This is a genomic window from bacterium (genome assembly GCA_018812485.1).
GTDB lineage: Bacteria > JAHJDO01 > JAHJDO01 > JAHJDO01 > JAHJDO01 > JAHJDO01.
The window spans coordinates 1-14,607 of record JAHJDO010000120.1 but is presented as its reverse complement, the minus strand read 5'-3'; the positions used below and the strand labels follow the sequence as shown (position 1 = coordinate 14,607).

At 39.7% G+C, this 14,607-nt stretch carries 15 protein-coding genes; 11 read left to right on the top strand and 4 right to left on the bottom strand.

From position 1 onward, the window contains the following. Positions 1-11: 11 nt before the first annotated feature. The 7 genes from KKC91_10090 (at position 12) to map (ending at position 6,020) form a co-directional block, all read left to right on the top strand. Positions 12-755, top strand: coding sequence for a DUF3108 domain-containing protein (locus KKC91_10090; GenBank protein ID MBU0478902.1), 744 nt, complete (start codon positions 12-14; stop codon positions 753-755). 178 nt (positions 756-933) lie between these two features. Next, on the top strand, positions 934-1,497 hold the full coding sequence (locus tag KKC91_10085) for a zeta toxin family protein (protein ID MBU0478901.1): 564 nt from the start codon (positions 934-936) through the stop codon (positions 1,495-1,497). Continuing rightward, on the top strand, positions 1,498-1,671 hold the full coding sequence (locus KKC91_10080) for a hypothetical protein (protein MBU0478900.1): 174 nt from the start codon (positions 1,498-1,500) through the stop codon (positions 1,669-1,671). It begins immediately after the preceding gene. A 69-nt stretch (positions 1,672-1,740) separates the two neighbouring features. Continuing rightward, positions 1,741-2,598 carry an S-methyl-5'-thioadenosine phosphorylase gene (gene mtnP, locus KKC91_10075; GenBank protein MBU0478899.1) on the top strand — a complete coding sequence of 286 codons (858 nt, stop codon included), beginning with the start codon at positions 1,741-1,743 and terminating at the stop codon, positions 2,596-2,598. A 6-nt stretch (positions 2,599-2,604) separates the two neighbouring features. Beyond that, positions 2,605-3,714: an AAA family ATPase gene (locus tag KKC91_10070; protein MBU0478898.1), complete on the top strand. Its 1,110-nt coding sequence runs from the start codon at positions 2,605-2,607 to the stop codon at positions 3,712-3,714. Between the two features lie 24 nt (positions 3,715-3,738). Further along, positions 3,739-5,268 (top strand): 2-isopropylmalate synthase, encoded by a 1,530-nt coding sequence (locus KKC91_10065; GenBank protein ID MBU0478897.1) that lies wholly within the window; start codon positions 3,739-3,741, stop codon positions 5,266-5,268. A gap of 2 nt (positions 5,269-5,270) precedes the next feature. After that, positions 5,271-6,020 (top strand): type I methionyl aminopeptidase, encoded by a 750-nt coding sequence (map, locus tag KKC91_10060; protein ID MBU0478896.1) that lies wholly within the window; start codon positions 5,271-5,273, stop codon positions 6,018-6,020. Between the two features lie 62 nt (positions 6,021-6,082). Here the strand turns inward: map and KKC91_10055 are convergent, their stop codons facing one another. Next, positions 6,083-6,379, bottom strand: a complete 297-nt coding sequence (locus KKC91_10055) for a non-histone chromosomal MC1 family protein (protein ID MBU0478895.1) — start codon at positions 6,377-6,379, stop codon at positions 6,083-6,085. Between the two features lie 78 nt (positions 6,380-6,457). On the opposite strand from KKC91_10055, the gene pabB reads away from it, so the two are divergent. Next, positions 6,458-7,882, top strand: a complete 1,425-nt coding sequence (gene pabB / locus KKC91_10050; GenBank protein ID MBU0478894.1) for an aminodeoxychorismate synthase component I — start codon at positions 6,458-6,460, stop codon at positions 7,880-7,882. 95 nt (positions 7,883-7,977) lie between these two features. Here pabB and KKC91_10045 read toward each other — a convergent pair whose 3' ends face one another. The 3 genes from KKC91_10045 to KKC91_10035 all read right to left on the bottom strand — a co-directional run bounded on the left by KKC91_10045 (position 7,978) and on the right by KKC91_10035 (position 9,941). Beyond that, entirely contained in the window at positions 7,978-9,183 is a 1,206-nt protein-coding gene (locus tag KKC91_10045; protein ID MBU0478893.1) for a hypothetical protein, read from the bottom strand. A 180-nt stretch (positions 9,184-9,363) separates the two neighbouring features. Next, positions 9,364-9,738 (bottom strand): type II toxin-antitoxin system VapC family toxin, encoded by a 375-nt coding sequence (locus KKC91_10040; GenBank protein MBU0478892.1) that lies wholly within the window; start codon positions 9,736-9,738, stop codon positions 9,364-9,366. After that, a complete protein-coding gene (locus tag KKC91_10035) occupies positions 9,735-9,941 on the bottom strand; it encodes an AbrB/MazE/SpoVT family DNA-binding domain-containing protein (GenBank protein MBU0478891.1) in 207 nt (68 codons plus the stop codon). Before KKC91_10035 ends, KKC91_10040 begins: the two co-directional genes overlap by 4 nt. Positions 9,942-10,111: 170 nt before the next feature. On the opposite strand from KKC91_10035, the gene murA reads away from it, so the two are divergent. The 3 genes from murA to KKC91_10020 form a co-directional block, all read left to right on the top strand. Then, a complete protein-coding gene (murA, locus tag KKC91_10030) occupies positions 10,112-11,392 on the top strand; it encodes a UDP-N-acetylglucosamine 1-carboxyvinyltransferase (protein ID MBU0478890.1) in 1,281 nt (426 codons plus the stop codon). Positions 11,393-11,472: 80 nt separating this feature from the next. Continuing rightward, positions 11,473-14,145, top strand: a complete 2,673-nt coding sequence (gene ppdK / locus KKC91_10025) for a pyruvate, phosphate dikinase (protein ID MBU0478889.1) — start codon at positions 11,473-11,475, stop codon at positions 14,143-14,145. A gap of 1 nt (position 14,146) precedes the next feature. Then, the coding region (locus KKC91_10020) for a carboxypeptidase-like regulatory domain-containing protein (GenBank protein ID MBU0478888.1) at positions 14,147-14,607 on the top strand (461 nt) is incomplete at its 3' end.

The window sequence follows — 14,607 nt, the reverse complement described above, 5'->3', positions numbered from 1 at the left end:
TTAATTAAAAATTGAAAATTAAAAATTTAGTCTTGTGTATTATTTTCTTATCTACGCTAATTATTTCGTGTTCTGTAATTGCTCATGCTCAGGCAGTTTTTGTTGAAGGGGAGAAGTTTGAGTATGAAATTAGCTGGCTCGGAATAAAGGCTGGATCCGGAAGCCTGGAATTATCCGAGATATTGAACATTGACGGCAGGGAAGTTTTGCATATTAAAGCAAGGGGGGATTCAATGGGACTGGTTTCTATTATATGTAAAATAAGGGACCGCATGGAATCCTATATAGATAAAGAAAAACAATACTCTTTGAAATGCATTAAGGATTTTAGGGAAGGATTTTACAAGAAGAAGGAAACAACTTGTTTTGATCAGGAAAAGCATGTGTCACACGTAAATGGGAAAATTATAGAGATTCTTCCTGAAGCAAAGGATCCTTTTGCATGTTTATACTATATAAGAGCTCAAAAATTAGTTGCAGGAGAGACTCTAATCCTCAATGCCTATGATAACAGAAAAAATCATAGATTAAGAGTGAACATTCTGGAAAAAGAGACAATCAAGATAGGAAAAAGCACCTATGAAACAATACTCATAGAGCCTATTCTTGAAGGGCTGAATCTTGAAGGAGTGCTGGAGGTAGAAGGCAGCAAAATAAAAGTCTGGCTTACGGATGATGAGAAAAGAATTCCTGTCAGGGTACAAATGAAGATAACTTTCGGCAGCATAGTTGTGGAACTTGTCAATTCTGAATAGCTTTTTCAGATTCCCTGGGGACATAACAGGGAAATCATCACTAAATGTGAGACATTGGAAGAGGGGAGATTTTGGTAAAATCGTGGACGTAGAAACAACTGCAGGAAAATTGTTTGTTTAAATATTCTGAGTATTCTATAATATAAAAAAGTTTTTGAGGCATACGGAGAGATTAACTGTGAAATTAGCATATATTATTGCTGGTCCCAATGGAAGTGGGAAAACAACATTCGCAAAAGAATTTATTAAAAACACAAACCTGGTTTTTATTAATGCTGATGAAATTGCAAAGACATTGTCTCCAAGTAGATTAGAAAAAATGAGACTAAAAGCAGGGAAAATCTTTTTTGCCAAAATAGAAAATTGTATTATTAAGAAAGATTCTTTTGTCGTGGAAACAACCTTAGCAGGGAAATATCTAATTAAAGTTATTGCTAAAATAAAAAAGGATGGATATAAGATAATATTAATTTATATATATCTGGAAAGCATTGAGGAAGCAATTCATAGAATAGATATCCGGGTTAAAAAAGGTGGGCATGCTATACCTCAAGAAGACATAACACGCCGATTCGGAAGAAGCATAAACAATTTTTGGAATATTTACAGAAAAAAGGTTCATAATTGGGAGATGTTTTTTAACAGCAAAGATGAATTTTTGCAGGTAGCAGTTGGCACAGGGAATGAAGTGGATGTTATTAATGAAGAATATTTTTCTCTATTCACAAGGGAGGTGTTTTAGATGAAAAAAGAAGATTATGAATTATTGTTTAAAGTGACAAAAATTGGTACCAGAGCTGTTAAAAAGGCGCAAGAGGAAAACCGCAGAAAAGGATTGCCTAGCGTCTATTCTAAAAATAAAAAAATTTATTATGAGCTTCCTGACGGGACAATGACCGTAAATGCGCCAGCATAAATGGAGCATAAAGGGAACAACAGTCTTTGAGATTTAGAATTTCGGATTTTATGCTAATGGAGGTCTAATATGGCAAAGATAGGTATTATTGGTGGTAGCGGGCTCTATGATATGGAAGGGCTCAAAAACATAAAAGAACTTGAGATAAATACTCCGTTTGGGAGGCCTTCGGATAAATATATTACAGGTACTCTTTCTGAAAAAGAGGTGGTGTTTCTTCCGAGGCATGGGAGAGGACATAAATTCTTACCTTCCGAAATAAACTATTGCGCCAATATCTATGGCATGAAAAAACTTGGTGTGGAATGGATTATTTCTGTTGGTGCTGTTGGCAGCCTTAAAGATAATATTCATCCTCTGGATATTGTTATTCCTGACCAGTTCTTTGATAGAACAAATCAGGCTCGCAAATGCAGCTTTTTTGGAGACGGAGTAGTTGCTCATATTAGTTTTGCCAATCCTGTTTGCCCTGATTTGAGCAAGATACTATACGAAACAGTGAAAAAAATTGGGTTAAGAGTTTATAATGGAGGAACATACTTGAATATGGAAGGGCCTGCATTTTCTACAAAAGCAGAATCTTTCTTTTATAGAAAAATGGGCTTTGATGTTATTGGAATGACGAATTTGATGGAAGCAAAACTGGCAAGGGAAGCAGAGATCTGCTACGGGGCAATGGCAATGGTTACTGATTACGATTGTTGGCATGAGACAGAAGAAATAGTAAGTGTGGAGACTATAATTGCAAATCTTAATAAAAACTCAGAGAATGCAAAGAAGATTATAAAAGCAGCTGTTAAAGAGATTTTCTCTGAGAGAAAGTGTGAGTGCGCTAATGCGCTGGCTGCTGCAATCATAACAGATAGAAGTATTATTTCTTCTCAAGCAAAGGACAAACTTAGTATTATAGCAGGAAAATATCTATAGAATATTATGGCTAAAGAAAAGAAATTATTTATTGCAGCCACAAGACAAAATGACGGAAAAACATTAGTAAGTCTTGGTCTTATGATGGCATTTAAACAGTATGCCAAGAATATTGGATTTATGAAACCTGTTGGTCAACGATATGTAGAGGTTGAAGGATATAAAGTTGATGAGGATGCTGTGCTGATAAAAAGTTGCTGTAATTGTGACGGAGAATTACGACATATAAGTCCAATAGCTGTTGAAAGGGGTTTTACTGAGGAGTATATAGATCATGGAAAGAAACAAGTTTTAACGGATATTATTATGGAAGCTTATGGAGAGATTTCAAAAGATAAGGATCTGGTAGTGATTGAGGGAACAGGACATGCTGGTGTCGGGTCTGTTTTTGATCTAGGAAATGGGTCTGTTGCAAAATTGCTGGGCGCAAAGGTTCTGATGATAACAGTAGGCGGGATTGGCCGTCCAATAGATGAGATTGTTTTAAATAAGGCCTTGTTTGAAAAAGAGGGAGTAGAATTAGTGGGTGTGGTAATTAACAAGGTGATACCCGATAAAATGGATAAAATTAAGGATTACATAAAGAGAGGCTTGGCAAAGAAGGGGATTGAGCTGTTTGGAGCTATACCATATACAAAACGTCTTACATGGCCAAGTATAAAACAGGTTATGGAAAGCATTCCTTCAAAGCTTGTAAATGGCAGGGAATCTCTTGATAATCAAATTGAAAAGATTGTAGTAGGAGCAATGACTCCACATAATGCATTGGGCTTTTTTGGTGAAAGGGTGCTGTTAATTACACCTGCGGATAGAGAGGATATTGTGCTTGCTGCCATGAGTTCTTCAGCTATTGGAACAGAGAAGAAACACATGATATCAGGAATAATATTAACAGGCAAGATGCAGATTCACCAGTCCGTAATGAATCTCATACAAAAGACAACTATACCTGTTCTGGCTGTGGATATAGATACTTACGGAGTCGCATCATCGATACATGATCTTGTAGTTAAGATAGCTGAGACGGATACGGAGAAAATAAGAACTGCCAAAAGCCTTGTTGAAGAGTATGTAGATGTTGAAAGATTATTTGAGAGATTAAGTAGAGATAATTAATAAAGGGGACAGGAGAGCTTTAATATGGAAAATACAAAAAGGATTATTGAAATACTTGATACAACATTAAGAGATGGAGAGCAAACTCAAGGTGTTTCTTTTTCTCGCAGTGAGAAGTTGAATATTGCCAAAATGTTACTTAATGAGGTAGGGATAGACAGAATAGAAGTTGCATCTGCCAGAGTGTCTCAGGGAGAGAAGGAATCTGTTACAAGTATCATGCAATGGGCAAAACTGAGGGGGTTCCTAAGCAAGGTCGAGGTATTGGGATTTGTTGACCATACAAAATCTGTTGATTGGATATTCTCAACAGGCGCTAAGGTGATGAATCTATTAACTAAAGGCTCAGAAAAGCACCTGAAATTTCAATTGCGCAAAGATATAAAAACACATATCAGTGAAATAAGAGAAACAATAGATTATGCAAAAGAGAAAGGACTTACTGTAAACATTTACTTAGAAGACTGGTCTAATGGTTATAGAGATTCTAAGGATTATGTTATGGAAATTACGAAAGCGCTATGCAATATGAGTGTTAATAGAATAATGCTGCCTGATACTCTTGGAATTCTTACACCTCATACAACATATACCTATATTAAGGATATGGTGAGCTCGTTTCCAGACATGGGATTTGACTTTCATGCGCATAATGATTATGGTCTTGCCACTGCAAATAGCCTGTATGCAATTGAGGCAGGGGTTGGAGCAATTCATGTTACTGTTAATTGTTTGGGCGAACGTACTGGCAATGCTTCTTTGGGTGAAATTACAGCTAATATTCATGATAATACAGAATGCAAGACACATGTTGTTGAAAAAAAGATTATTTCTGTCAGTAAATTAGTAGAGACTTTTTCAGGCAAGAGAGTTGCTGCAAATACACCGATTGTTGGTCAGGACGTTTTTACGCAAACCAGTGGAATTCATGCTGATGGAGATAAGAAGGCAAATTTATATGCAAATCCGCTTTTGCCTGAAAGATTTGGCAGGAAAAGGACATATGCTCTTGGTAAACTGAGCGGGAAGGCTTCGTTAGATCAAAATTTGACTGAATTGGGAATAGAGCTTACTGAAGAAAACAAGAAAAAAGTTTTACAGGAGATAATCCAGCTTGGTGATAAAAAGAAATCAATCACAATAGAAGATCTGCCTTTTATAATTGCTGATGTGCTTGAAATAGGAGAAGGGAATCTAGTTCAAATTACAGATTGTATTGTGACAAGCGGAAAGGGGATCTTGCCGACAGCGTCATTTGTTCTCCAATATGGGAAGCAGAAGATAAAAGAGTCTGCATCTGGTAATGGGGGATACGATGCTTTTATGAATGCGTTAAAAAAAGCATGCAGCAGAATAAAGCTTTCTATGCCGGAATTAATTGATTATGAAGTTAGAATTCCTCCCGGAGGGAAAACAAGTGCTTTAGTTGAAACATTGATAATATGGTCTGCTAAAGACAAGGTTTTTAAAACTATTGGTGTTGATTCTGATCAGATTATAGCAGCTATTAAGGCATCTGAAAGGATGCTGAACATTATTGCGCGAGAAAAATAGCTGTGGTTTATTACAAATCAGCGGAAGAAATAAAACTTATAAGATTAAGCTGTCAATTAACTGCACAAACCTTGAATTATATTTCCAAACATATTAAACCTGGTATTTCTACTCTTTATTTAGATAGATTGGCTGAAGACTATATTAGAAGTTTTGATGCAGTTCCATCTTTTTTGGGATTTAGAGGATATCCAAACAGCATATGTGCTTCTGTTAATAATGTAGTAGTTCATGGAATACCAAGAAAAGATGAGATTTTGAGAGAAGGCGATATAATAACTATAGATGTTGGAGTTTGCAAGAATGGTTATTATGGAGATAAAGCAATTACCTATCCTGTGGGAGAGATATCTTCTCTTGCACAGAATCTTATTAAGGTTACAGAAGAGGCCTTAGATATTGGTATTACTGAAGCAATAGAAAACAACAGATTAGGTGACATTGGTAATGCTATTCAGACGTATGTTGAACAACAGGGTTTTTCAGTTGTAAGAGATTTTGTTGGTCATGGTATAGGATCAAGTGCACATGAAGACCCACAGGTGCAACACTTTGGCAAATCAGGTACAGGATTTACTCTCAAAAGAGGGCTGGTTATAGCTATTGAGCCTATGATTAATGCAGGATCATATCAAACAAAGGTGCTACCAGATGGGTGGACAGCTGTCAGCTCTGATGGCAGCTTGTCTGCACAGTTTGAACATGTTGTAGCCATTACTGATAACAGTACGGAAATCCTTACGCTTTCCTAATAGAAAAGCCTGCTGTTCAGTTAACAGCAGGCTGACTATTTCCTTCTCAAGAAGTATTTTTATTAGATTTTATCTAATTTTTCCACGCGAAGTTTTTTTACAACTGGTTTGTTTATTGTACTTGGCATCCAAGCAGGTGCATTAGCAGGTTTAGCGATTTTCTTTACGGAACCTTTAAATATGTGTATTCTCCATTTGCCGTCTTTTTTCTTGCTGTGCTCTCTTAATTTGATGAGACCGTCAGAATCCTTCAGCCCTCTGGAAGCAGCTTTTAGAGCAGCCTGTCTTGCGCCTTTTCCTTTAAATACGTGGTCTTCCTTCTTGCCTATTCTTACTGAGTAGAGCTTTGCTGTCGCCATTCCTTTCCCTCCTTGTTTTAGTTGGCTTATTAGTTTATAACATTATAGTGCAAAGCTATTGGAGAATGCAAACAAAAAATGATTCCTTTAATTGAAGAGATAAAGTTAGACTTATCTCCCATTCAAGTATATGAGATATTTAAAACGTCTGCTTATTCGTTTATTCTGGATAGCGGAACGCATGAATATGGGCTTGGCGAGTATGCTTTTATAGGAAGTGACCCTTTCCTGTTGGTAATGGCAGAGGGATCGGATGTTAGGATTACATATAGAGGTTCGTCAGATGTATTGAAAAACGCAGATGTATTAGAAGTTATAAGAAAAATATTGTCTGATTATCAAATTGAAAATAATATTTTCCCAGTGCCTTTTTGTGGAGGATGTGTGGGGTATTTCTCGTACGATTTTGGAAGAACACTTGAGAAAATACCCAATAAAGCAAAGAATGATATTAATGTTCCTGATTGTTGTCTGGCTTTTTATGATTTAGCGATTGTGTATAGTTATAGCCAAAACAAGTTTTATGCAGTATCAACAGGCTTTCCTGAGAAAGGTCTTACAGGAGAGAATAAAGCAGAAGAAAGATTAAAACTAGTTTTAGGCAGGTTAAGGGTAAGGGCATTAAAAGGCAAAAAGTTCAATAATTCCATCGTTTCTCCTTCTATTATTAATGAAAGAGATATTCTTTCCAATTTCACAAAAGCTTCTTATCTAGGCACTGTAAATAGGATAAAGGAGTATATTGCTGCAGGTGATATATATCAGGTGAATTTATCTCAGCGATTCATCTTTGATTTATGTATGGACAGTTTTGAGTTATATAAGCGTCTTACCAAAATAAATCCTGCGCCTTTTGAAGGGTTCCTGAATTTTGGAGAAGAATCTATTATAAGTGCCTCTCCTGAGAGATTCCTTAGTTTAAGGGATGGCGTTGTCAGAACAAGGCCAATGAAAGGAACCAGACCAAGAGGAAAAACAAAGAAAGAGGATGAGAGATTGAAGAATGATTTGTTGAAGAGCGAAAAGGACAAGTCAGAGCTTATAATGATTGTTGATCTTGAAAGAAATGATATAGGAAAAGTATGTGAATATGGATCCGTATATCTGGAAAGCAGAAGAGATATTGAAAAATATTCTACAGTCTTTCAGACAACATCTACGGTTAGAGGCAGGTTAAGTAAGGGAAAGGACAGGATTGACCTGTTAAGGGCATGTTTTCCCGGAGGGTCTATTACCGGTGCGCCAAAGATCAGGGCTATGGAAATAATCGAGGAGCTTGAGCCAACAAGAAGGGGAATATATACAGGTTCTCTTGGATATTTAAGCTTTTCCGGTGAAATGGATTTGAATATACTTATCCGTACATTAGTTGCTAAAAAGAATGAAATTCGTTTTCAAGTAGGAGGAGGGATTGTTGCTGATTCTGTGCCAGAGGAAGAGTATCAGGAAACTTTGGACAAGGCAAAAGCTCTCTTTAGTGCTTTGGGTTATAAACAGAGATAGCCATGAACGTCAGGAGTCTGGCGCGGGTCACCGCGTCACCTGCACTCCTTGGTTGGATATTCGCTTTCTAGTTCCTCCATACGAACGCCATTCCTCTATCGCCCGTCCGACTCCTCGTCACTGCCCACGAAATCAATCCGGTGCAATTCTGTCTTGCGGTATGGCCGGAAACGTCCACCATGAATCCAGAGGCCAAAAAAGATGGCGGTTCCATCATTCTTCCATTCCAGCCGGCTCAACTGACACCCATCCGGCTTACAACGGTCTGGCCAGACCTTGCAATCATTATACCAGGTCACGCGCTCGACTTCAGTAAAGTCAGGATTCGAGACATAGAGATCCGCAAGGTATCTGCCCCAGAAGACAGGGCCTTTCATCCAGGCAATCTTCTTGCCCGATGGCGAAAACATGAAAAATTCCTCGTGTTGGGACGAAGTTACCTGAAGCGCTTTGTTCTTTCCGGAATGTTTCTGGCCATCCCATGTCCATTCGTAGACGTACGGATCACAAAGCTTCCCCCGTCCTGCCGCGTATAGCAAGGAATAGGAACCAGAGACGTTTCTGTGGATGTCATTCGGTTCGTAGTACATCTGGTCGTTCGGTTCTACCTCGAATCGTTTCAAAAGCCGCAACCGGTCATTACCGTCCGGAGCCAGCTCACAAAATACCATCTTGGCAAACCCGAATCCTTTGCGAAGATTTCCTTTCTCATAACGCAGCGGATAGACATACCACTTGCCATCCTCTGAAATCGCCGTATGTTGAAGCCCTTGGCCAGGGGCCAGATTCGTCAACCGGTAGTAAAGCTTTTTGCCCACATCTAAAGCCCAGATGTCGTTATCCCATCCAATACTCGGCGCATTGCGTAGTGGCTTGTGGGAACTGTGCTCGTTTTCCGCCTTGAAAAAAATAATCGGCAAGACGGGATGCGCTTCAGGATCACCCTTCCAATGAATTTTTGGGTCCTTGCCATCTTCGTCCAGCGGGAAGTTCACCCCCAGGATGTTCTCGCCGTAGCCGGTGAGACAGCGCTTATTGCCGCCATTCTCGTCCATGACCCACAGATTCCAGTTCTCCCGATCTACGTAAACCACGTCCGCGTTAGGCAAGGAAGGGCTTTTCCATGAAATCCAACTTGGCCCGACGGCGTTCTCAGCCAGAACCGTATCCTTTTTTACCGTGTATGGAGAAGAATCGGCAGCGGCCTGTGGCTGTTCACACCAACCCTTCGCAATTGCGAGAACCAACACCGCAGCCACTACAACACGCACCATCTTGGCTGTCCCGATGTATTGTTTCATTGTCTTGCTCCATCCAACATTAATTATTAAACACCATGTATTACTTTTTTTTAATGTACTGTTATTTAAGAGAAATGTCAATAAATTGGCTGGCAATAAAAATCATAGGAAACGGCTAAAAAGTGAGGCGTCTTGTTGCACCCAAATTTTGATACGGTATAATTTGTGGTTGTCTGCTTTCTAGTTCTTGGGAAAGTACTTTACTCCAGGTATGTCTTTAAAATCAGAATCTTGGGTCCAAATAGTTGCGTCGTGAAGTTGGGCAGTAGCGAGAATAATGCAGTCAGCCATTGGTAAGCGGTGCTGCAAACTGAGTTTTGCTGCAGAAAGTGCCAGTTTGGCAGTTAAGTCTACAACTGGAGCATGTTGCATGGCGGCAGCCGCCAACAATGCCTCGTTTTCTCCTCTTTCCCGCAATACTACTTTAAAAACCTCATAGATTGTAATTACGGGAACCACGAGCGATTCTGTATCTTTGAGGACAGACATAAAACGCTTGGCATTGGATCCATTCGCGAAGTATTCCAGCCAGCCGGAAGAATCGACGATGTTCATACTCTGTCTTTTTCTCGTTTGAATTTCGTGTTGATTCCTTTCAGAAATCCACGAAGTTCAGTAATATCTCGTTCAGGAACTAATTCAATTCTTCCATCATATTCTACAATCTGCATCTTTTGCCCAGGACGAAGATGCATTGAATCACGAACGGTACGAGGTATTACTACCTGAAACTTAGGTGATACTGTTACTGCTTGCATGACTTATCTCCTATCGATAACTTATGGTATTACAATATCACGATCGATGGATTTCTGTCAACCCATTTTTTCGATGTACTGTTATTTAAGAGAAATGTCAATAAATTGGCTGGCATAAGGAAATCTCTTATGATAAAATTAGCGGGCAACAAAAATGAGAGGAAAAAGATATGCGGGAAAGGCTGATTATACAAGGTGGAAAACAGCTGAAAGGAGAAATCTCTCCTGCCGGAAATAAGAATGAGGCGTTAGCAATACTGGCAGCATCTCTTCTGACGGAGGAGGCTGTCAGGCTCAAGAATGTACCGGATATTTGTGATGTTCGGGACATGGTTGAGATTATGCGTGATATTGGAGTAGATGTAAAAAGAGTAGGAGAGCATGAGTATTTAATTAAGGCATTATCTATAAAAAAGATGGAGTTAAATCCTGAGCTATGTTCTCGGATAAGAGGTTCATTCCTGTTTGCAGCGCCTATTCTGGTAAGATGCGGCAAGGTGAAATTGCCAAAGCCCGGAGGAGATAAAATAGGGCGGCGCAGAATTGACACACATCTGCTTGCTCTGGAGGCATTAGGTACTTCTGTTAGTGTTGGAAATGATTATAAGTTAGAAATCGGAACTGGTTTTCACGGCGCTGATATTTTTCTGGATGAGGCAAGTGTTATGGCAACGGAAAACACAATAATGGCAGCTGCGTTTGCCAAAGGGAAGACTACTATAGTTAATGCAGCTTCAGAGCCTCATGTGCAGGGTTTGTGTAAGTTCCTTAATTCTCTTGGCGCAAAAATATCCGGCGTAGGCAGCAACATCTTAACAATAGAAGGAGTGAAGCAGCTATGTGGCGGAGAGTATTTAATATCCTCAGATCACATTGAAACAGGTAGCTTTATAGGGCTTGCTGCAGCTACACATAGTGAATTATTAATAAAAAATGCGCCTGTAGAACATATGAAAATGATCTTCCTTGTCCTTGAAAAACTTGGAATAAGTTTAGAGATAGATAAAAGGGATATTTTTATTCCTGTTCGGAAAAAGATGAAAGTTGTTACAGATATTGGTGGAGCCATACCCAAGATAGATGATAGTCCATGGCCTGGATTTCCAGCAGATCTTGTAAGTATAGCGCTTGTTATCGCTACTCAGTCAGAAGGTACAGTTTTAATATTTGAAAAGATGTTTGAAAGCCGTCTCTACTTTGTTGATGAATTGATTAATATGGGAGCAAAGATTGTTTTGTGTGATCCTCACAGGGCAGTAATTGTGGGCCCTTCAGATTTACACGGATGTGAGATTGTAAGTCCTGATATTAGAGCTGGAATGGCACTCCTTATAGCAGCTCTATGCGCAAAGGGAAAAAGCACAATACATAATATCAGGCAGATAGACCGAGGATATGAAAGAATAGACCAAAGACTGTGTTCCTTGGGTGCGGATATTGTGAGGGTTTGATAATAATTTAGCTGTTGAAAGTCACCCGTGTTTGTGCTAATTTTGGCGGGAAATTTTTCAAATTAATGGGGGAGTAATATATGGGAAAGTACGTGTATTTTTTCGGAGATGGGAAGGCTGAAGGAAATACTGGGATGAAGAATCTTTTGGGCGGCAAAGGAGCAAATCTAGCTGAGATGAGTAATCTTAGCATACCTGTTCCTCCCGGATTTACTATTTCTACGGAGATGTGCGATATTTATTATAAGAATAATCGCAATTATCCTTCGGAACTCGAGTCGCAGATGAAGGATGCAATGAGTAAGGTTGAGGGAATAATGGGCGCTAAATTTGGTAATTCTAAAAATCCTCTGCTTGTATCAGTGCGTTCAGGTGCGCGTGTTTCAATGCCGGGAATGATGGATACAATACTCAATCTTGGCCTTAATGACACAACGATAGAGGGTCTTGTCGTCAAGTCAGGAAATGGCCGTTTTGCATGGGATGCATACAGACGCTTCGTCCAGATGTATGGAGACGTTGTTCTTGGAATGAAGCCAGAGAAGAAAGAGGATGAAGATCCATTTGAGGTAATAATTGAAAAGAAAAAGAAAGAGAAAAATGTTCATTTTGATACTGAGCTTGACGAAGACGACCTAAAGGATCTGGTAGCAAGGTTTAAGGCAATGGTTAAAGAGAAGAAAGGCATGAATTTTCCTGAGGATCCGTGGAATCAGTTATGGGGGGCTATAGATGCCGTTTTTGGCTCATGGAATACTGAAAGGGCAATAAAATACAGGAAAATAAATAATATTCCCGGGGACTGGGGCACAGCGGTCAATGTACAGGTAATGGTGTTTGGTAATATGGGTGATGATTCAGGAACAGGTGTTGCTTTTACAAGAGATCCTGCAACAGGGGAAAACAAGTTTTACGGAGAGTATCTAATAAATGCGCAAGGTGAAGACGTTGTTGCTGGTACCAGGACTCCACAGCCTGTAAACGAATCGACAAAAACATCTTCAGAACAAAAGACGCTTCAAGAAGTGATGCCGGACGCATACAAGACATTGGAGGGTATTTACAATAAGCTGGAATCTCACTATAAGGATATGCAGGATATTGAATTTACCATCCAGAAGGGTAAGTTATGGATGCTTCAGACAAGAACAGGAAAAAGAACGGCAATGGCAGCAATAAGGATTGCTGTTGAAATGATTGCGGAGGGGTTGATTGATAAAAAGACAGCAATTAGTAGAGTTGAGCCTGCACAATTGGATCAGCTTCTTCATCCAATGTTTGACCCTAAAACAGAGAAAAAGGTCATTGCAAAAGGATTGCCTGCCTCTCCGGGAGCTGCTAGTGGAAAAGTTGTTTTCCATGCTGATGATGCAGAAACTCTAGAGGGAGAGAAAACAATACTTGTTCGTATTGAGACATCTCCTGAAGATATTGGAGGGATGAATGCAGCACAGGGTATATTAACTGCCAGGGGAGGCATGACTTCTCATGCAGCAGTAGTTGCTCGTGGTATGGGGAAATGTTGTGTAGCTGGTTGCGGTGCAATTAAGATAAACTATCAAAGGCAGGAGTTTTCTGTAAGCAACACTACCGTTAAAAAAGGAGATTGGATTTCTCTTGATGGTTCAACAGGAGAGGTTATGCTTGGTCAGGTTCCAACAATTCAACCCGAGCTTTCAGGAGACTTTGAGACATTAATGGAATGGGTTGATGAGATCAGAAAACTTGGGGTAAGAACTAATGCTGACACTCCTCAAGATGCTGAAGTGGCACGAAAGTTCGGGGCAGAAGGCATCGGTCTATGCAGGACCGAGCACATGTTCTTTGAAGGAGACAGGATTAAGGCTGTCCGGGAGATGATACTTGCAGATGATGTAAGCGGCAGGGAAAAGGCGCTTGCAAAACTTCTTCCAATGCAGAGGAATGATTTTATAGGTATATTTAAGGCAATGAATGGATTGCCGGTTACAATAAGATTACTCGACCCGCCTCTCCATGAATTTTTGCCTCATGAAGAAGCAAATCAAAAAGAGATGGCTGAAGAGATGGGTGTGTCTGTGGAAAAGGTAAAGAGTAAAATCGCTTCACTTCACGAATTCAATCCAATGCTTGGTCATAGAGGTTGCCGTCTTGGTGTAACATATCCGGAGATAACCCGGATGCAGGCAAGAGCCATTTTTGAAGCCGCATGTATTCTTACTAAAGATAAATATAAAGTTATTCCTGAAGTGATGATTCCTCTCATAGGAACAACAGGTGAATTTAACAATCAGAAGGAAATTGTGGACGCAGTTGCAAAAGAGGTTATGGCGAAGTACGGCGTAAACGTAAAGTATTTAGTAGGGACAATGATAGAGATTCCAAGAGCTTGTATTGTTGCAGAGAAAATTGCTCAGAAAGCGGAATTTTTCTCCTTTGGGACGAATGACCTGACACAGATGGCATTTGGCTATAGCCGCGATGACGCCGGTGCATTTCTTAGCGAATATGTGGAAAAGGGGATTCTCAAAGATGATCCGTTTCAGGTACTGGATCAGGAAGGAGTTGGACAGCTTGTTAGAATGGGTATTGAAAGAGGAAGAAACTCGAGAGCTGATTTAAAGATCGGCATATGTGGTGAACATGGCGGAGAACCAGAATCTGTGAAATTCTGCCATCGTGTAGGCATGAATTATGTTAGCTGCTCTCCATACAGAGTACCTATAGCGCGTCTTGCCGCAGCACATGCGGTATTAGAAGAAGAGAAAAATTGACATGAAAAAACTTTCAGTATTCTTACTCATATTTTCAATAATTCTGAGCAGTGTTAGTCCAGCATACAGTTGGCCATGGTCAAAAAGTCCCAAACCAGTTCCGCCAAAAACAGCAGCGATTCAGGGCAGGGTAACAGATTCTCTAACAAATCAAGCCATATCAGGTGCGGCAGTCCAAGCAGGCAGTTACAGAGCCAATACAAATGCAAATGGGAGGTATGTAATAAAAAATATTAATGTATGGTTCTGGGGAAGGATATACAGAGTAACTGCATCAGCAAAAGGATATTACTCAGTTTCCAGATGGATATATGCAAGAGCAGGAAGAACATACACATTAAACTTCGGATTAAGACCTAAAAAGCCGCTAATATTAGTCAATATAACCTCGCCTGAAGATAGTTCATATATAAGAGGAACAAGTTTAGACGTATCAGTATCATGGCAGGGCAGAGCAGGAAT

Coding starts and splice junctions, on each gene's coding strand:
- mtnP (MBU0478899.1), top strand. CDS start 1,741: ATGGCAAAGATAGGTATTATTGGTGGTAGCGGGCTCTATGATATGGAA.
- KKC91_10055 (MBU0478895.1), bottom strand. CDS start 6,379: ATGGCGACAGCAAAGCTCTACTCAGTAAGAATAGGCAAGAAGGAAGAC.
- ppdK (MBU0478889.1), top strand. CDS start 11,473: ATGGGAAAGTACGTGTATTTTTTCGGAGATGGGAAGGCTGAAGGAAAT.
- pabB (MBU0478894.1), top strand. CDS start 6,458: ATGATTCCTTTAATTGAAGAGATAAAGTTAGACTTATCTCCCATTCAA.
- KKC91_10045 (MBU0478893.1), bottom strand. CDS start 9,183: ATGAAACAATACATCGGGACAGCCAAGATGGTGCGTGTTGTAGTGGCT.
- murA (MBU0478890.1), top strand. CDS start 10,112: ATGCGGGAAAGGCTGATTATACAAGGTGGAAAACAGCTGAAAGGAGAA.
- KKC91_10070 (MBU0478898.1), top strand. CDS start 2,605: ATGGCTAAAGAAAAGAAATTATTTATTGCAGCCACAAGACAAAATGAC.
- KKC91_10065 (MBU0478897.1), top strand. CDS start 3,739: ATGGAAAATACAAAAAGGATTATTGAAATACTTGATACAACATTAAGA.
- KKC91_10040 (MBU0478892.1), bottom strand. CDS start 9,738: ATGAACATCGTCGATTCTTCCGGCTGGCTGGAATACTTCGCGAATGGA.
- KKC91_10035 (MBU0478891.1), bottom strand. CDS start 9,941: ATGCAAGCAGTAACAGTATCACCTAAGTTTCAGGTAGTAATACCTCGT.
- KKC91_10080 (MBU0478900.1), top strand. CDS start 1,498: ATGAAAAAAGAAGATTATGAATTATTGTTTAAAGTGACAAAAATTGGT.